Source organism: Streptomyces sp. NPDC052236 (assembly GCF_044548015.1).
GTDB lineage: Bacteria > Actinomycetota > Actinomycetes > Streptomycetales > Streptomycetaceae > Streptomyces.
On the sequence record NZ_JBIUBL010000026.1, the window covers coordinates 93,920 to 109,263 of the forward strand.

General features: G+C 69.8%; 21 protein-coding genes and 1 pseudogene. 16 read left to right on the forward strand and 6 right to left on the reverse strand.

Translation table 11 applies throughout. The features are described 5' to 3' along the window. Positions 1–10: 10 nt before the first annotated feature. Positions 11–274: a DUF6158 family protein gene (locus ACIHCQ_RS33745; protein ID WP_399671324.1), complete on the reverse strand. Its 264-nt coding sequence runs from the start codon at positions 272–274 to the stop codon at positions 11–13. A 239-nt stretch (positions 275–513) separates the two neighbouring features. On the opposite strand from ACIHCQ_RS33745, the gene ACIHCQ_RS33750 reads away from it, so the two are divergent. The 3 genes from ACIHCQ_RS33750 to ACIHCQ_RS33760 all read left to right on the forward strand — a co-directional run bounded on the left by ACIHCQ_RS33750 (position 514) and on the right by ACIHCQ_RS33760 (position 3,072). Then, positions 514–1,674: a Vms1/Ankzf1 family peptidyl-tRNA hydrolase gene (locus ACIHCQ_RS33750; protein ID WP_399671147.1), complete on the forward strand. Its 1,161-nt coding sequence runs from the start codon at positions 514–516 to the stop codon at positions 1,672–1,674. Next, complete coding sequence (locus ACIHCQ_RS33755; RefSeq protein ID WP_399671150.1) at positions 1,671–2,633, forward strand: LLM class F420-dependent oxidoreductase; 963 nt, start codon at positions 1,671–1,673, stop codon at positions 2,631–2,633. The genes ACIHCQ_RS33750 and ACIHCQ_RS33755 overlap by 4 nt, the downstream gene beginning before the upstream one ends. A gap of 184 nt (positions 2,634–2,817) precedes the next feature. Beyond that, positions 2,818–3,072, forward strand: coding sequence for an STAS domain-containing protein (locus ACIHCQ_RS33760; RefSeq protein WP_399671153.1), 255 nt, complete (start codon positions 2,818–2,820; stop codon positions 3,070–3,072). Positions 3,073–3,080: 8 nt separating this feature from the next. On the opposite strand, the gene ACIHCQ_RS33765 is transcribed toward ACIHCQ_RS33760, so the two are convergent. Next, positions 3,081–3,308, reverse strand: coding sequence for a hypothetical protein (locus ACIHCQ_RS33765; protein WP_399671336.1), 228 nt, complete (start codon positions 3,306–3,308; stop codon positions 3,081–3,083). Between ACIHCQ_RS33765 and ACIHCQ_RS33770 the strand changes: the two genes are divergently transcribed. Beyond that, on the forward strand, positions 3,276–3,566 hold the full coding sequence (locus ACIHCQ_RS33770; protein ID WP_399671327.1) for an ATP-binding protein: 291 nt from the start codon (positions 3,276–3,278) through the stop codon (positions 3,564–3,566). The two genes, ACIHCQ_RS33765 and ACIHCQ_RS33770, sit on opposite strands and share 33 nt — an antisense overlap. Before the next feature lie 64 nt (positions 3,567–3,630). On the opposite strand, the pseudogene ACIHCQ_RS33775 reads toward ACIHCQ_RS33770, so the two are convergent. The 3 genes and pseudogenes from ACIHCQ_RS33775 to ACIHCQ_RS33785 all read right to left on the reverse strand — a co-directional run. Continuing rightward, positions 3,631–4,524: pseudogene (locus ACIHCQ_RS33775) on the reverse strand (SigB/SigF/SigG family RNA polymerase sigma factor); the annotation flags it as partial. A gap of 164 nt (positions 4,525–4,688) precedes the next feature. Next, a complete protein-coding gene (locus ACIHCQ_RS33780; protein ID WP_399671156.1) occupies positions 4,689–7,001 on the reverse strand; it encodes a SpoIIE family protein phosphatase in 2,313 nt (770 codons plus the stop codon). Between the two features lie 167 nt (positions 7,002–7,168). Beyond that, positions 7,169–8,194, reverse strand: a complete 1,026-nt coding sequence (locus ACIHCQ_RS33785) for a PHP domain-containing protein (RefSeq protein WP_399671159.1) — start codon at positions 8,192–8,194, stop codon at positions 7,169–7,171. Between the two features lie 116 nt (positions 8,195–8,310). Here ACIHCQ_RS33785 and ACIHCQ_RS33790 point away from each other — a divergent pair, with 116 nt between their 5' ends. The 12 genes from ACIHCQ_RS33790 (at position 8,311) to ACIHCQ_RS33845 (ending at position 14,590) form a co-directional block, all read left to right on the forward strand. Continuing rightward, positions 8,311–8,670: a gas vesicle protein gene (locus tag ACIHCQ_RS33790; protein WP_399671330.1), complete on the forward strand. Its 360-nt coding sequence runs from the start codon at positions 8,311–8,313 to the stop codon at positions 8,668–8,670. 57 nt (positions 8,671–8,727) lie between these two features. Next, entirely contained in the window at positions 8,728–9,150 is a 423-nt protein-coding gene (locus ACIHCQ_RS33795; protein WP_399671162.1) for a gas vesicle structural protein GvpA, read from the forward strand. After that, positions 9,147–9,863, forward strand: coding sequence for a GvpL/GvpF family gas vesicle protein (locus tag ACIHCQ_RS33800; RefSeq protein WP_399671165.1), 717 nt, complete (start codon positions 9,147–9,149; stop codon positions 9,861–9,863). The genes ACIHCQ_RS33795 and ACIHCQ_RS33800 overlap by 4 nt, the downstream gene beginning before the upstream one ends. 5 nt (positions 9,864–9,868) lie before the next feature. Further along, positions 9,869–10,126, forward strand: coding sequence for a gas vesicle protein GvpG (locus tag ACIHCQ_RS33805; RefSeq protein WP_399671168.1), 258 nt, complete (start codon positions 9,869–9,871; stop codon positions 10,124–10,126). Continuing rightward, positions 10,123–10,470, forward strand: coding sequence for a hypothetical protein (locus ACIHCQ_RS33810; protein WP_399671171.1), 348 nt, complete (start codon positions 10,123–10,125; stop codon positions 10,468–10,470). Before ACIHCQ_RS33805 ends, ACIHCQ_RS33810 begins: the two co-directional genes overlap by 4 nt. Then, positions 10,463–11,272, forward strand: coding sequence for a cyclase (locus tag ACIHCQ_RS33815; protein WP_399671174.1), 810 nt, complete (start codon positions 10,463–10,465; stop codon positions 11,270–11,272). The genes ACIHCQ_RS33810 and ACIHCQ_RS33815 overlap by 8 nt, the downstream gene beginning before the upstream one ends. After that, positions 11,269–11,607 carry a gas vesicle protein gene (locus tag ACIHCQ_RS33820; protein ID WP_399671177.1) on the forward strand — a complete coding sequence of 113 codons (339 nt, stop codon included), beginning with the start codon at positions 11,269–11,271 and terminating at the stop codon, positions 11,605–11,607. Before ACIHCQ_RS33815 ends, ACIHCQ_RS33820 begins: the two co-directional genes overlap by 4 nt. Next, on the forward strand, positions 11,604–12,416 hold the full coding sequence (locus ACIHCQ_RS33825) for a GvpL/GvpF family gas vesicle protein (protein WP_399671180.1): 813 nt from the start codon (positions 11,604–11,606) through the stop codon (positions 12,414–12,416). Before ACIHCQ_RS33820 ends, ACIHCQ_RS33825 begins: the two co-directional genes overlap by 4 nt. A 3-nt stretch (positions 12,417–12,419) precedes the next feature. Beyond that, entirely contained in the window at positions 12,420–12,674 is a 255-nt protein-coding gene (locus ACIHCQ_RS33830) for a gas vesicle protein (RefSeq protein ID WP_399671183.1), read from the forward strand. Beyond that, on the forward strand, positions 12,671–12,988 hold the full coding sequence (locus ACIHCQ_RS33835; RefSeq protein WP_399671186.1) for a gas vesicle protein K: 318 nt from the start codon (positions 12,671–12,673) through the stop codon (positions 12,986–12,988). The genes ACIHCQ_RS33830 and ACIHCQ_RS33835 overlap by 4 nt, the downstream gene beginning before the upstream one ends. Positions 12,989–13,099: 111 nt before the next feature. Then, entirely contained in the window at positions 13,100–13,351 is a 252-nt protein-coding gene (locus tag ACIHCQ_RS33840) for a DUF5133 domain-containing protein (RefSeq protein WP_399671189.1), read from the forward strand. 3 nt (positions 13,352–13,354) lie between these two features. Then, positions 13,355–14,590 (forward strand): aromatic acid exporter family protein, encoded by a 1,236-nt coding sequence (locus ACIHCQ_RS33845; RefSeq protein WP_399671192.1) that lies wholly within the window; start codon positions 13,355–13,357, stop codon positions 14,588–14,590. Positions 14,591–14,633: 43 nt separating this feature from the next. Here the strand turns inward: ACIHCQ_RS33845 and ACIHCQ_RS33850 are convergent, their stop codons facing one another. After that, complete coding sequence (locus ACIHCQ_RS33850; RefSeq protein WP_399671195.1) at positions 14,634–15,338, reverse strand: ANTAR domain-containing response regulator; 705 nt, start codon at positions 15,336–15,338, stop codon at positions 14,634–14,636. Between the last annotated feature and the right edge of the window lie 6 nt (positions 15,339–15,344).

A 15,344-nucleotide genomic window follows, 5' to 3' on the forward strand; every position in this document is an offset into this window, starting at 1 on the left:
CCCCGGCCGGTCAGGCCGATTCGTCGGAAGGTGCCTGCCTCGCACGGGCCCCGGCGCGGGTCCGGCCAAGAGCCGCGGAACGCTGCGGATGGCGCCGCAGATACTCGCCCTCGAGCTCCGCCATCCGGACGTTGTGCGCACTGAGCGCGGCGGCCGACCCGTACAGCAGCGTGTCGTGCCGGCTCCGGTGGATCGTCTCAAGTTCCCGCAGCAGCTGTTGTTCGTCGAGGTCGGCAGGGTCGACCCCCCTGCCTCCGCGCCGGTGCTCGGCCACGGACTGGTCTTGCGCCTCGGACGCCTCGGACGCCTCCGGCGCCTCCGGCGCCTCGGATGCTTCGGATGCCTCGGACAGGTCTGGCCGGTCTGACCTGTCTGGCAGATCCGACCGGTTTACGGTCTCGGACATGACGGCCGTCCTCCCTTCCGTACGGCGGCGGGTGCGCTGTCCTGTGTGACTCATGACCTTGCGGGTACCCGCCGCTGAAGCAATACCCGGCTATCCGGGAGGAAGTCATGCAACTCGCTCATCTCGCACCGCTCTATGAGCGCTCTGGCCCGTGGGCCAGCGTCCATCTCGACACCATGTGGACCGATGAGTCCACCCCCGCCCGCCGGGAGCTCCAGGCCAAGGAGGCGTGCCGTGAACTGCTCCGGCAGGGAGCGGACGAGGCAACCGCCCGTGCGGTGCTCGATGCGTTGACCGACCGGCCCCATGAGCCGGGAGAACTCGGGCGCGCGGTTTTCGCCGCAGGTGGGGAAGTCGTCCTCGATCCGCCGCTCGCCACCCGTCCCATCGCGCCCTCCGAGGTGTCCTGGGCGGCGCTGCCACACGTCGCCCCGCTGCTGGACCTCGCCGTGCAGGAACCCGTCTGCCTGGTCGCGTACATCGATCGCGCGGGTGCGGACCTGGAACTCCGCAGTCCGGTGTCCAGCCACCCCGCCGCCACCGGCCTGGCCGAGGGCGACACCTGGCCGCTGCACCGCACTCCGAGCGCCGACTGGTCCGCGAGCCACTTCGAACGGAGCGTCGAGGAGACCTGGGAGCACAACGCCGCCGAGATCGCCAACGCGATCGCCGCACGCCAGGAAGCGGACGGCGCCGACCTGATCATTCTCGCCGGGGACCGCCGCGAACGGCGTGCCGTCCACAACCGGCTGCCCGTCACGCTGCGCCCGCTCGTCGTCGAGACCGACTTCGGCGGCCGGGCCGAGGGTGTGGACAAGCGGCTGCTGGACGAGGATGTGGAGCGCGCCCGCAGAGATCATCTCAAGCGCCGCGCCGAGGAGGAGCTCGACCGTTTCCGGGCTTCCCGGGGCGCGAGGACGGCCGAGGGTGTCCCCGCCGTGGTGGAGGCGGCGCGCGAGCACCGGATCGCGGAACTGTTCATACGGCCCGAGGGGGCCGACGCCCACCGCCAGGTGTGGGTGGGCGACGACCCCGACCAGCTGGCCGTACGCCGGTCGGAAATCCAGTACCTCGGCGAACGGCAGCCCTTGCCCGCGCCCGCCGACGACGCGCTGCTCCGCTCGGCGGTCGTCACCGGCGCCGACGTGCTGCGCGTGCCGCCCCGCGAGCCGGACGACGTCCCGGCCGGCGGGATCGGAGCGCTGCTGCGGTGGCCGTACGACGACAAGGAACGGGAGCGGGACCGCGAACCGGAGGGCGCCACATGACCTCGTACGGATACTTCCTGTCCTGCGAGGAGTCCGGTCCCGTCGAGCTGCTGACACAGGCCAGGCTGGCGGAGCAGGCCGGGTTCGATGTGCTTGCCATCTCCGACCACTACCACCCCTGGAACGACGAGCAGGGCCAGAGCCCTTTCGTCTGGTCGATGATCGGCGCGCTGTCCCAAGTCTGCTCGCTGCCCGTCACCACGCTCGTGACATGTCCTACGGTGCGGATGCATCCGGCGCTCAACGCGCAGGCGGCGGCGACCTCGGGGGTGCTGACCGAAGGCCGGTTCCGGTTCGGCGTCGGCACCGGTGAGGCACTCAATGAGCATGTACTCGGTGATGCCTGGCCCGACGCCGCTGAGCGGATGGAGATGCTGGAAGAGGCCGTTCAGGTCATCCGGCACCTCTTCAGCGGCAAGCAGATCACCCACCGGGGCAAGCACTACACGGTGCAGAACGCCCGCCTTTACACGCTTCCCGAGGAGCCGCCGCCCCTCTACATCTCGGGCTTCGGTCCGCAGGCCGCCGCGCTGGCGGGCCGTATCGGCGACGGATTCATCACGATGGGCCCCGACGAGGACCTGGTGGGGCAGTTCCGCAGGGCCGGGGGCGGCCAGAAGCCGGTCATCGGCGGGCTGAAGGTCTGCTGGGGCACCGACAGGGAGCGCGCGGTCAAGACTGTGCACCGGCTCTGGCCGAACGCGCAGCTGCCGGGCGAACTGGGCCAGGTCCTGCCGACCCCGGCCCACTTCGAGCAGGCCTCCGAACTGGTCACCGAGGACATGGTGCGCTCCTCCGTGGTCTGCGGCGATGACGTGCAGGAGCACGCGCAGGCCGTCCGCGCCTACGCGGAGGCCGGTTTCGCCGAGGTGTACGTCAACCAGATCGGACCGGATCAGCACGGTTTCTTCGACTTCTACCGCACCGATGTCCTGCCCCGGCTCCGGGCGGAAGCCTGAGCGCATGGCACGCAGAGAACTACGCGGAAAGCCACGCATAGAGCACAGCATTACGGGCACTCCCCCGAAAGAGTGGCCCCATCGCGCGGAACGAGAGGTGGTACGTCGTGGCTGGGCGTGCCGACGGGCTGCGGGGGCGCCTCGGGGTCGCGGTGCGGCCGATGCCGGCTGAGGAATCGCTGGTATGACCCTCGCCGGTGAGCTGGAGCACGACTCGGCCCAGGCGTTGCGCGAAGTGCTCGCCGACACCCTGCTGTCACGGACGGCCAGGGTCCTGGTGGACTGCGCGGACCTGCGGTTCTGTGACTCCAGCGGGCTCAACGCGCGCCCGTGGCCCATATGTTCCACATCACCGGCGCGGGCGCGGTCTTTCACGTCTACGGAAGCGTCGATGAGGCCCTGGCAGACAGCCCGCGTAAGTCCGCGTAAGTCCGCGTAAGTAGAGGATCAGAGGATGCAGAGGAGGAGGTCGTGAGTGACGTCCTCCCGTCGCAGGGGCAGACCCGTCGGCTCGCCCTGTTCGGCACCGAGGGTGTGGTGGGGCGTTGTCGCGATTTCTGCAGAGCGGCCCTGACCGACTGGAGGTGGCTGCCCGCCGCGGACGAGGAGCAGCAGGCGGCCGTCGATGATGTCCTGCTGCTGGTGTCCGAGATCGTCACCAACGCCTGCCTGCACACCCAAGGGCCTCAGGAGCTGGCGTTGACCTGCACCTCGAACCGGCTGCGCATCGAAGTCACCGACGGCAGTCCCGTACCGCCGCGGCCCCGGCCGTCCGCCGCGACGGTGCCTGGTGGCCACGGCCTGATCGTCCTGCGGCGGCTCGCCCGGCGGTGGGGGTCCGTACCTCGGGGAACCGGGAAGACGGTGTGGGCGGAGGTGGCGGCGCCGCAGCGGTCTCCGGACGCCCCGGACCCTCCTGGGTGGAGGCCTTAGCGCCTTCCGGACCGTGAGGAGCTTCAGCGCCTTCAGCCCCTTCCTCCTCGGATCCCGGGACGCCGTCCTCCGTGAGCAGCGCTTCCCGCAGGACCCTCAGGGCCCGTGCCAGCAGCCGCGACACATGCATCTGGGAGATGCCGAGCTGCTGGCCGATCTCCTTCTGCGTGAGCTCCTCGACAAACCGCAGCGAAAGGATCACGCGGTCGCGCTCGGGCAGCGCGGCGATCAACGGCTTCAGCGCGACGACGCACTCCAGCGTGTCGAAGGCCCGGTCCTCCTCCGCGAGGCACCGCTGAGCCGGACTCGGAACCACGTCCTCCTCGAATGCCGCGTCGAGTGAACGCGCGCTGTAGCCGTTGGCCGCCTGCCGCCCCTCCCGTACCGTCCCTTCGTCGACGCCCAGGTGGGCGGCGAGCTCCGCCGAGGTCGGCGCGCGCCCCAGCCGCTGCTCCAGTACGTCGGAGGCCCTGGCGATGTCGATGCGGAGCTCCTGGAGCCTGCGCGGCACCCGTACCGCCCAGCCGGAGTCGCGGAAGAAGCGCTTGATCTCGCCGTGGATGGTGGGAAGCGCGAAGGAGGTGAACTCCACCTCGCGCTCGACGTCGAAGCGGTTGATGGCCTTGATCAGGCCTATCGTGCCGACCTGGAGGATGTCCTCCATGGACTGTTTCCGGTTGGCGAACCGGGTGGCGGCGAATTTGACCAGGCTGAGATTGAGTTCGACCAGCGTATTGCGCACATACGCGTACTCCGGTGTGCCCTCTTCCAGCGTCGCCAGCCTGATGAACAGGGATACGGAAAGGGCCCGCGCGTCCATGGTGCCTATGGTCCGTGGGTCCGGGATCTCGGGGAGATCGGACAGTGCCGCGGGCGGGCGCTGAGCAGGTGCGAGGGACCCGGCGGGCGCGGCGGTGGGGGCGGTAGCGGTATCACCGGGGCGGGGGCGGCTGGACATGAGGCTCCTTCGACGGGCTGGAGGACCGTCGCATGAGTTTCTCGACGGTTGCTTCCCCGAATGAGGTGTTTTGTTGCCTTATCATTCTCGTCCTTCTGCGCCGGTCTGCGCTTGTCTGCGCCGGTCTGTTCCCGTCAGATCCCGTCAGATCCCATCAGGACGCATCAGACGACACGGACGACGACCAGGCTGGTGTCGTCGTCCGTGTCGCCCGTGAGGTCGCTCAGCAGCCGGTCCGCCTGCTCGTCCAGTCCGCCGCCGGGTCCCGGTCCCAGTCGCTCGGCCGCGCGCCGCAGCGCCGCCAGGCTCTCGTCCAGCCCCGCATGACGCCGCTCGATGAGCCCGTCGGTGTACAGCAGCAGCGTGTCGCCGGGACGCAGCCGCGTCATGGTCTCCTCGTAGACGGCCTGCGGCTCCGCCCCGAGCAGGATGTTGTGCGGCGGATCGAGGAGCCGGGCCCGCCCGTCGCGGAGCAGCAGCGGCGGCAGATGGCCCGCGTTCGCCCAGCGGATGGACCGGTCCACCGGGTCGTACAGGCCGCACACCGCTGTCGCGGTGGGGCAGCTGTCCGTGTGCAGCGTCAGCTCGTTGAGCCATTCCATGAGGCGGCCGGGGGAGTTGCCGGTGAAGGCCAGCCCGTGCAGCGCGTTGCGCAGGGCCACCATGCTCGTCGCCGACTCGATGCCATGGCCCGCGATGTCGCCGACCGCCAGCAGTACGCGGCCGTCGGGCAGCGGCAGTACGTCGTGCCAGTCGCCGCCGACGCGGTACTCCTCGGCCGCCGGGCGGTACCTGGCCGCGACCTGGAGTCCGGGCAGCGCCTCCAGCGCGGGCATCTCGGGCACGATCGCCTGCTGGAGCTGGAGTACAACCTGGTGGCGGAGCGTGGACTGCGCCTGCGCCGCGGTCAGCTGGTCGAACGCGGCGGTGAGCGCGAGCTCGGTGCGGTACTGCGCGGAGACGTCCTGGTAGATGCCGGTGAGCCCGGTCAGGACGCCGCCCGTCAGCAGTGGCTCGGCCGCGATGCGCACATGCCGCAGCCCGCCGTCGTCCCGTACGGTCCGTGCGACGGTCTGCGCGCCCACCCGGCGCTCGGTCAGGTCTGTGAGCAGCTCCGTCAGCCGGCCCGCCTCGTCCGGGTGCAGCCTCGGCCCCAGCTCCCGCAGCGGCACCGGCGGCACTCCGGGGGCCAGACCGAAGATCGTGTACGCCTCGCCCGACCAGCGGGATTCGCCGCTGACCAGGTCGTCCTCGAAGAACGCCAGGTTCTCCAGCCGCTCAAGGACGCGCACCACCGCCAGCGCCGGGTGTGTGGCCCCGTGCCACAGCACGACGGCACGGTCCGGCCCGACCGGCAGCACCCGTACATCGAGCAGCGGCTGCGGCGGCTGCGGCGGCTCGGGACCCCCGGGATGGAGCGCCACCGGAAGCCGGGCCGCGCGCCGAGGGGCCGCGCCCGACCGCGCGCTCTCCACCAGACGTACGAGATCGGCGTGGACGGCCGGGAACACCTGGGCCAGCGGGCGGCCCACCGGTCCGTGCAGCCCGCCGGAGGAGCTCAGCGCCGCCTGATTGAGGTGCTCGACATGGAGCGCGGACGACTTCGGGTCCACGCACAGCACCATGGCCGGATGCGCCAGCAGGTCAAGCAGCGGGCCGAGCAGCGGGGGCTCGGCTGAGCCCGCGGGCACCGCCTCGATGAGCCGGGCGGCCGTGTCCATCAGGCCCGTGAGCGTACGGCGTACCGCCTCGCAGAAGCCGATCGGCCCGGGCCAGGCGACCAGGGCCACCCCGCAGAGCCTGCCGTGGACGCGCAGGGGCAGGACGGCCCGGGCGGTGTCCACCGCGGGCCCCGGCAGCCGCTCGCCCGGCGGCGGCCCGGCCGGGAGCCACTCGGGCGAGGCACGCTCCAGCACCCGGTGGAGCGTGCCCGCGGTCTCGGGTGGGACCCACCGCCAGTGCGAGGCCTCCAGGGCGGTGGCGCCCGCCTGCCCGGCGAGCTGGAGGCAGTCGGTCGGGGTGCGCCGCCACAGCCACAGGGCCTGTGCGCCGAGGGGGCTCAGGCCGGTGTTCAGCAGCGCCTGGGTGACGTCGCCGATGGTGTCGCCGGTCTCGGCCGCCGACTCCGCCATGCGGGCCCGCCGCAGGTCAGCCGCGGTGTCCGGCCTGTCTCGCGGCGGTGGATGCTCCGGCGGGTGCCGTGCCGCTGTCCCGGCGGCGGCGTTGACGAGGTCGGCCGCCAGCTCCTCGGGGGAGACGCCCGCGGACACGGCGAGGCGGGCCAGGTGTTCCGCTGCCTCCGCGGGCGGTGCCGACAGCTCGGCCATCAGCGTTCCGGCCGCCAGATCCAGCAGGTGGCGGCGGGCGAGGTCGACGCGCAGGGCCGTGACTTCGGCGGTGAGTTCCGTGACCGCCGCAGAGAGGTCGCTCTCCTCGGGAGGGGGATCCGGGAGTGGCGTCTGTTCGGTCCTGGTCATGACTTCTCCAACGTGAGGAGGCCATGCGATCGCGAACCGGAGTCTACCCCTGCAAACCGGGCACGGCAGCGGTCGCCTTGCCCCTACGCCCGGGTCAGACGGGTCAGACGGGTCAGACGGGTCTGGCGGGTCAGGCGGGTCAGGCGGGTCAGGTGGTGTCAGGCGTGTCAGGCGTGTGGGCGGACCCGTGAGCGGGTCCAGTCGAGCAAGCCGGTCGCGCTCCATGTGTTGATCACCAGCTCGGCGGGCACGTCGCAGGCTTCCGCCCGGGCGCAGCCGTGGATCTGCCAGTCCAGCTGCCCCGGCGCGTGCGCGTCCGTGTCGATGGCGAAGAAGGTTCCCGCGGCCACCGCGAGACGGAGCAGCCGCAGTGGCGGATCCAGCCGCTCCGGTCTGCTGTTGATCTCCACGGCCGTGCCATGAGCGGCGCAGGCCCCGAAGACCTCCTCGGCGTCGAACTGCGACTCGGGACGCCCCTTGCCGGTGATGAGACGTCCTGTGCAGTGGCCGAGCACATCGGTCAGGGGATTCTGTACGGCCTTGACCAGGCGTCGCGTCATGGCGGCGGACTTCATACGCAGCTCGGAGTGGGCCGAGGCGACCACGAGGTCCAGCTGATCGAGGAGCTCCGGTTCCTGGTCGAGCGAACCGTCCGACAGGATGTCGCACTCGATGCCGGTCAGCAGCCGGAACGGGGACCACTGCTGGTTCAGCTCCGCCACGACCTCCAGCTGCTCGCGAAGCCGCTCGGCGGACAGCCCGCGGGCGACGGTCAGGCGCGGGGAATGGTCGGTGAGCACGGCCCACTCGTGCCCGACAGCGATCGCCTGGCGCCCCATGGCCTCGATCGGGCTTCCGCCGTCCGACCAGTCCGAATGCAGGTGACAGTCGCCGCGTAGCAGCGCCCGCAGCCGCGTACCGCCCTCGGTCGGCGAGACGACCGCTTCGCCTTCCAGCCGCTGAAGGTACTGCGGTACGTCTCCGGCCAGGGCTTCGCGTACCACGGTCGCCGTCTTCGGGCCGATGCCTCGCACAGCCACCAGCGAACCCGCCCCCGCACGCTCGGCGATCTCCTCGTCGGACATCTGCCTCAGGGCCTCGGCGGCGGACCGGAAGGCACGCGCCCGGTAGCTCTCCGCGCCTGCGCGCTCCAGCAGAAACGCGATCCGTTCCAGTGCCGCGACGGGCTGCATCTCATCCCTCCGCACTGTGGGGTGTCACCGCGGGGCTCCTTCCACTCTTGCCCGAGGGGGAGACGACGGCACTCCGGGCGCTCTTCACGCCCGCTTTCACGTTTACGGACGGCCAACTGTGTTACCCGCTAGGGGAAGACACCGGAAAACACGACGGAGAACAACAGCGAAGAAGGAACCGGACTGTGGCTGACAAGCCGAGGCCGATGGAGGTGCAGCGCCAGGCGCGTGCACAGCTGGCGGAGCTTACCGGCGTGAGCCCTGAATCCGTCTCGCTGTTCGAGCAGACGGACGACGGCTGGCGGCTGGAGATCGAGGTGCTCGAACTGAGCCGGATCCCGGACACGATGAGCCTGCTCGCGAGTTATGAGGTGACGCTTGACTCGCAGGGCGAGCTGACCGGCTACCGGCGAATCCGTCGCTATGTGCGCGGCAGGGCGGACCAAGGCGGCCCGGTCGGCCCGCGTCCGGCATAAGCCCGATAAACGAGGCTGCATACACAGAGGCTGCATACACAAAGGAGGCTGGCGAGGATGACCGTCGCACCGGTAACGCAAGCCGGGGGAACAAGCGGTCTGTACGACGTTCTGGAACTGGTCCTGGATCGTGGGCTGGTCATTGACGCGTTTGTGCGGGTTTCCCTTGTAGGCATTGAGATTCTCAAGATCGACGTTCGCGTTGTGGTCGCCAGTGTCGACACGTACTTGCGTTTCGCGGAGGCATGCAACCGTCTCGACCTGGAGGCAGGGCCGCGCAAGCCCGCCGGCCTGCCCGACATGGTCGGAGAGCTCACCGAGTCCGGTTCCCGCGGCAAGGCGAAGGGAGCGCTCTCCGGCGCCGCGCAGACGATCGCCGACGCGTTCCAGCAGGCCCGTGAGGAGGGACAGGCCGAACCGGTCGAATCCGGGCGAGGCAAGCGCACCGCATCGCGGAGCAGGCAGGAGGAGTCGGAGTGACTACGTATGTCTACGGCATCGCCAAGAGCTCGCACCCCGACCTTCCGGAGCGGAGCGGGGGCGTCGGCGATCCGCCGAGGCCCGTGCGAACGCTGCGGCATGGCCGGCTGATGGCGGTGGTCAGCGAGGCGCCCCAAGAGCTCAAGCCCAAGCGGCGCGACCTGATCGCGCACGAGGCGGTCCTGCGGCTGGCCGGGGAGAAGGGCACTGTGCTGCCTCTGCGGTTCGGCAGCGTCTCACCGGACGAGGAGACGCTGACGGGCGTGCTCACGGAGCGCGAGGACCACTACCTGGAGCGGCTGGAGGCGCTGGAGGGGAAGGCCGAGTACAACGTAAAGGCATCGCACGAGGAAGAGGCCGTCCTGCACCAGGTGCTCTCGGACAACCCCGAGCTGCGGGCCATGGCCGAGGCCAACAAGGCCGCGGGCGGTGGCTCGTACGACCAGAAGGTGCAGTTCGGCCAGCAGCTCGCGAACGCCGTGAAGGCGCGCGAGGCGGAGGACGCCGACCTGGTGAGGGCGGCGCTCGATGGAATGGCCGAGGAGATCAGCCCCGGTCCAGAATCCACCGGCTGGCTGACGAACCTCTCCTTCCTGGTGAAGCGCGACCGCAGCGACGATTTCCTGGCCGCGGTCGAGAAGCTGCGCCAGGAACGGTCCCATCTTGTGCTGACCGTCACCGGCCCAATTCCGCCGTACAGCTTTGTGGAGTGAGACCAATGGGCCTGCTGGGAGAGCTGCTGCTGCTGCCCGTCGCTCCGGTGCGCGGCACCCTGTGGGTGCTCCAGCAGGTGGTGAATGACGCAGAGCGGCAGTACTACGACCCGTCGGTCATCCAGCGCGAGCTTGCCCGGCTCGTCAAGCGGTTGGAGGCGGGCGAGATCGGCGAAGACGAATTCGACCGGCTTGAGGACGAGCTCCTCGACCGGCTGCAGCATGCGCAGCAGATGCGGGACAGAGGGCAGGCGGCACGATGAACAACCGGCTGGCCATGGGCCTCGCCGTGGGCGCGGGTTATGTGCTCGGGCGAACGAAGAAGGCAAAGCTCGCCTTTGCCATAGGAACGGCGGTGGCGGGCAGACGCCTGCCGCTGAGGCGTGAGGCTCTCGGTGAGTTGGTCACCGAGCAGCTGCGGAACAATCCGGAGATCAAGGAGGTGACCGACCAGCTGCGCGAGGATCTTCGCGGGGTCGGCAAGGCCGCTACCGAAAGTCTTGTGAACCGGCAGATCGACGGGATCGCCGACCGGCTGCACCAGCGGACGCTGAACGTACAGGAGCGGTTGAAGACCATCGAAAAGGGGGGCGAGGACGGTGGCTGAGAAGCTGCGTCCGCTGAGCGCGGACAACCCCGCGACGCAGCATTTGAAGGCGGAGCTGCAGAACTATCTCGCCGCGCAGACCGAGCGGATGCTGGTAGGAGTGGGGCACGGCCTGGGGCAGGCCACGATCAAGCTCACCGATGTCGCGGAGGGCCGAAGCCCCGGCTTCGCCCGACTGGCTCTGGAAGGCGGACGCAAGGCACTCGAGGGCAAGGGCCCACTCCGCAGCGCGGTCGAGATCGGCGCCTCGCGGGCCAAGGAGAACATCACACACGCGGTCAAGGACCTCGGCCGGAAGCGCAAGAAGGCCGCCGGCGGAAAAAAGCCGGTCGTCATCATGGAGAACGTCGATATCGGCGCCCCGGCGCGGCAGGTGCACGACGAGTGGAACCGGTTCCAGGAGGTCTCCAGCGCCAGAGGGCACACGCAGGCAGTGATCACCTTCCACACGCTGGACGACAACCTGACCCGGGTGCTGCTGGTCATGGAGTACTACCCCAAAGGGTTCGGCGAGAAGGCCTCGAACATCTGGCGGGCCCAGGGCCGGCGGGCCCGCCGCGACCTCAGGAACTTCGCACGGCAGCTCGCGATGAGCGGTGCGGCCGCGGAGGGCCTGCGCGGTGAGATCCGGGACGGCGAAGTAGTGCGCGCCGAGATCACCGAAGGTAAGAAGGACAGGAAGGGAAAGAAAGACAAAGAAAGCAAAGACAGTAACGAGAAAAATAACGAGAAGAATCAGGACGACACGGACTCGCCCGAGGGGCGTGAGGACGTCCAGTCCGAAAGCCGCGGCCCCCAATGACCACACCGAGCAGGCTTCCGAGCCCCTACGACTCGGGAGGCGGTTCGAATCTCGCCGACATCCTTGAGCGCGTGCTCGACAAGGGCATCGTCATCGCCGGAGACATTCGCATAAACCTCCTCGACATTGAACTCCTGACGATCAAACTCAGGCTGATCGTCGCCTCCGTCGACAAGGCAAAGGAGATGGGAATCGACTGGTGGGAGAGCGACCCCTCCCTCTCCACTGGCGCCCGCCACCGCGAACTGAGCGAGGAGAACGAGAATCTGCGCCGCCGCCTCGCCGAACTGGAAGCGGCCCCCGAAGCCACGAAGGAGCGCAGGGATCCCGGATGAACCAGTTGCGCTACGTCTACGCGGTGACCCGCCCCTTCGAGGGAACGCTCCCGGAAGAGCTCCACGGCGTCGCCGGTGAGCCTCCGCGGCTGCTGAGCCACGGAGATCTGGTCGCCGTCGTGTCCCCGGTGCCCGCCGACGACTTCGAGGAAGCCCCGCTACGGGCCCGCCTCGAAGACCTCGACTGGCTGGCCGCGACCGCCCGCGCCCACCAGGACGTGGTCGCGGCGCTCACCGAGGTCACCTGCCCGGTGCCGCTCCGGCTCGCCACGGTCTGCCGGGACGACGACGGGGTGCGCCGACTGCTCGAAACCGGGCACGACCGGTTCGTACGCACCCTGGAGCGGCTCGACGGGCGGGTCGAATGGGGCGTGAAGGTGTACGCGGAGACACCCGCCCGGCAGCCGGAAAGCCCCGCGCCCGCCCCGGCCCCGGCTGCCGCACCCGCACCGCAGGACCACTCCGGAGCCCCGCCCGCACCGACCGGCCGCGACTATCTGCGCCGGCGTCTGCGCGAACGGCACTCCCGCGAAGGAAACCTGGAGTTCGCCGACGCCGTGTCGCGCCGGCTGCACGAGGAACTGTCCCGGCACGCCGAAGCCGCGATGCTGCACCGCCCGCAGCAGGCCCAGCTCTCCCACGCTTCCGGCCAGAACATCCTCAACGCCGCCTACCTCGTCCCGCGCGAGGACAGCGCGGCCTTTGTCGAGCGCCTGGACCGCCTCCGCCCCGACCGGCCGGGCTTGCGCGTCGAACTGACCGGCCCATGGGCCCCGTACTCCTTCGCGGGCGAGGAAGGCGACCGGTGAACCATGAGCGCTGCTGAACCCGTGCCTGCCGCCGACCCGGCTCCACTGACTCCACTGGCTCAGCGCCAGGTCGCGCTGGTGGATCTGCTCGACCGGCTGCTCGCGGGCGGCGTGGTGATCACCGGGAACCTCACCCTGCGGATAGCCGACGTCGATCTCGTACGGATCGACCTCAACGCCCTCATCAGCTCGGTCAACGCGCAGGTCCCGTCCCCCTTCCAGTCCCCCTTCACACCCCCGGGGAGGGAGCCCACGTGAGCCTCCCGCGCAGGCTCGACCTGGATCCCGACACCGTGGAACGCGACCTCGCCAAACTCGTCCTGACGGTGGTGGAACTGCTGCGCCAGCTCATGGAGCGCCAGGCGCTGCGCCGTGTGGAGGACGGAGACCTGAGCGAGGACCAGGAGGAGCGGATCGGACTGACCCTGATGCTGCTCGAAGACCGTATGGAGGTACTGCGGGACACCTTCGGGCTCACTCCCGAAGACCTCAACCTCGATCTCGGGCCGCTGGGTCCGCTGCTCCCACCTGCGTCTTCCCCACCGGACAGACTCCGTGACGACGGCTCGTAACCGTGCGTGATCATCCGGATGGCGGATACGGCGGTTACACCTCAGAATGGGTGATGGCCCGACTGCCTCTGCCTGCAGGTGGTCCCACACTCCGGGAGGGCACGGATGTTGATGCCTGACGCTGCTGTGATCGCCGGACTGATGGCCCGCTACCGGGCACAGGAGAATCTCGTCCTGTGCGCCCCGCACGACGCGACGGCACGGAGTCGTTTCGAGGACACCGCGTACACATTGTGTGTGCTGATGGGCGAGCGCACCGCCCGTGAAGCGATGATCGCGGCGGAACGCTACCTCGGTCGCGCCCGGCCGGCCGGGCAGCGTGCCGAGGGCCGGTCGGGCCGGTCCGCTTCCGGTCGGCGCTGACACGTGCCGCAGATCCCGCTGGCCGAATTCGTCAAGCGGCACCGGGATCCCGTCGTCGTCCAGACCGTACGGTCGACGGCGGCTGCCACCATCTCGTACGCGGTCGCCCTGCGGCTGAGCAGCGAACCCGCCCCGCTGACCGCGCCCCTCACCGCCCTGCTCGTCGTGCAGGTCACCCTGTACGCCACGCTCACCACGAGCATCCGCCGGGTGAACTCCGTCGTCGTCGGTGTGCTGATCGCCATCGGCTTCAGCGCCCTCGTCGGTCTGATGTGGTGGAGCCTGGGCCTGATCATCCTGGCGTCGCTGATCATCGGCCGCTTCGTGCGCGTCAGCGAGTTCGTACCCGAAGTCGCGATCAGCGCGATGCTCGTACTCGGGGTGACCCAGGTCGGGGGCGCGGCCTGGGACCGGGTGCTGGAGACCCTGATCGGCGCGGTGGTGGGGCTCTTGTTCAACTTCCTGCTCGCGCCGCCGGTCTGGGTCGGCACCGCGGGGCAGTCCCTCCAGGACCTGTCCCGGCGCATGCGTCGGCTGCTCCTGCATATCGGCGAGGAACTGAGCGGCCCCACTCCCGTCGAACGCGCCGCCGCCCGGCTGCACGAAGCGCGCCGGCTCGACCACGACATCGCGGATGTGGACGCGGCGCTGCGCCAGGCGGAGGACAGCGTCCGGTTCAACCCGCGCGTGAAGGAGGGGCTGCTCCAGCGGGTCGTGCTGCGTACCGGGCTCGACACCCTGGAGATCTGCGCGGTGGTGCTGCGGGTGCTGGCGCGGACCCTGACCGACCTCGCCAAGGAACGCAGAGACGAAGCCCTGTTCCCGCAGGATCAGGGCGTCGCCATCGAGGAACTGCTCGCGCATGTGGCGGACAGCATGGTGAGCTTCGCGGTACTGGTCACCACGCAGACACCCGAGAGCGCCGAGGCGGCGGAATCCCGGCTGGCCGGGGAACTCGGCGCGGCCTGTGCGAGCCGCGAGAAAGTGGCGGAGCTGCTGCTCCAGGGCATTCAGAACGACCCCCGCCAGTGGCAGCTGCAAGGGGCGCTGCTCACGGAGATCGACCGGATGCTGGACGAGCTGGATACGGAGCACCGCTCCCGGCGTCTGATGGAGGAGCTGGACCGGTGCGCGCGCGAGCAGCATGAACGCCACCCGCAGCTGGCGGCCATGCGCCAATGGGCACGCGGCAAGCGCCAATGGCTACGCGGGCTACGCGAAAAGCGCGCCGCTTCCTGAACTGAAACCCATACGCCGCTTCCTGAACCCCTACAGGGGCGGCCTACAGGGGCGGCGCGAGGCGCGGCAGCTCCTTTTCGAGACCCTGCCCCTTGTCACGTACGACCTCTGCCGCGACCTCCGCGAGCTTGCGGTTCGAGCGCTGCGAGATGTGCCGGAGCACGGCGAACGCCTCGGCGGCGCCGCAGCCCATGACATGCATCAGAATGCCGCTGGCCTGATCGATGACCGCCCGTGAGCGCAGCGCGGTCTCCAGCTGGTCTACTTCGGCGAGCGCGGCGCGGTAGTAGTGATCGCGTACCAACCCTTTCGTGAAGTGTTCGCCGAGGATGTAGACGGGGTGGTGCGACACCTGCGGGAACGCGCCGGGCTGAAAGCTGTACAGGCTGAGCGTCACTTCGAGTTCGGTGTGGTCGAACGGCATCGTCACGCTCGACCGAATGCCTGAATCGAGGGCCATGGCACGGTAGCGGGGCCAGCGGTCCTCGGTGAGGAGGTCTTGGGCGCCCACCGGCTCGCCCGTGTCCAGCGCGCTCGGCGTCGGGCCCTCGCCCGAAGCCATTTCCACCGAGAGCAGCGCGGTCAGGTCGGGATGCGTGGCCGTCGCGCGGCGGTCCGAGCCGCCGGTGGCGAGAGTCGCTACGGCGCCGCAGCACGCGTCCGCGCAGTGCATCGCCTGCTCGGTCAGTTTTGACAGCTCACGGGTGGTCGCGGCCAGATCGGCTGCGAACTCCGGGGCGGGCACCATGCGGGT

Bases quoted from the DNA above. Each gene is read 5' to 3' on its own strand.
- ACIHCQ_RS33750 (WP_399671147.1), top strand. From the start codon at position 514: ATGCAACTCGCTCATCTCGCACCGCTCTATGAGCGCTCTGGCCCGTGG.
- ACIHCQ_RS33755 (WP_399671150.1), top strand. From the start codon at position 1,671: ATGACCTCGTACGGATACTTCCTGTCCTGCGAGGAGTCCGGTCCCGTC.
- ACIHCQ_RS33760 (WP_399671153.1), top strand. From the start codon at position 2,818: ATGACCCTCGCCGGTGAGCTGGAGCACGACTCGGCCCAGGCGTTGCGC.
- ACIHCQ_RS33780 (WP_399671156.1), bottom strand. From the start codon at position 7,001: ATGACCAGGACCGAACAGACGCCACTCCCGGATCCCCCTCCCGAGGAG.
- ACIHCQ_RS33785 (WP_399671159.1), bottom strand. From the start codon at position 8,194: ATGCAGCCCGTCGCGGCACTGGAACGGATCGCGTTTCTGCTGGAGCGC.
- ACIHCQ_RS33795 (WP_399671162.1), top strand. From the start codon at position 8,728: ATGACCGTCGCACCGGTAACGCAAGCCGGGGGAACAAGCGGTCTGTAC.
- ACIHCQ_RS33805 (WP_399671168.1), top strand. From the start codon at position 9,869: ATGGGCCTGCTGGGAGAGCTGCTGCTGCTGCCCGTCGCTCCGGTGCGC.
- ACIHCQ_RS33810 (WP_399671171.1), top strand. From the start codon at position 10,123: ATGAACAACCGGCTGGCCATGGGCCTCGCCGTGGGCGCGGGTTATGTG.
- ACIHCQ_RS33820 (WP_399671177.1), top strand. From the start codon at position 11,269: ATGACCACACCGAGCAGGCTTCCGAGCCCCTACGACTCGGGAGGCGGT.
- ACIHCQ_RS33825 (WP_399671180.1), top strand. From the start codon at position 11,604: ATGAACCAGTTGCGCTACGTCTACGCGGTGACCCGCCCCTTCGAGGGA.
- ACIHCQ_RS33830 (WP_399671183.1), top strand. From the start codon at position 12,420: ATGAGCGCTGCTGAACCCGTGCCTGCCGCCGACCCGGCTCCACTGACT.
- ACIHCQ_RS33840 (WP_399671189.1), top strand. From the start codon at position 13,100: ATGCCTGACGCTGCTGTGATCGCCGGACTGATGGCCCGCTACCGGGCA.
- ACIHCQ_RS33850 (WP_399671195.1), bottom strand. From the start codon at position 15,338: ATGGTGCCCGCCCCGGAGTTCGCAGCCGATCTGGCCGCGACCACCCGT.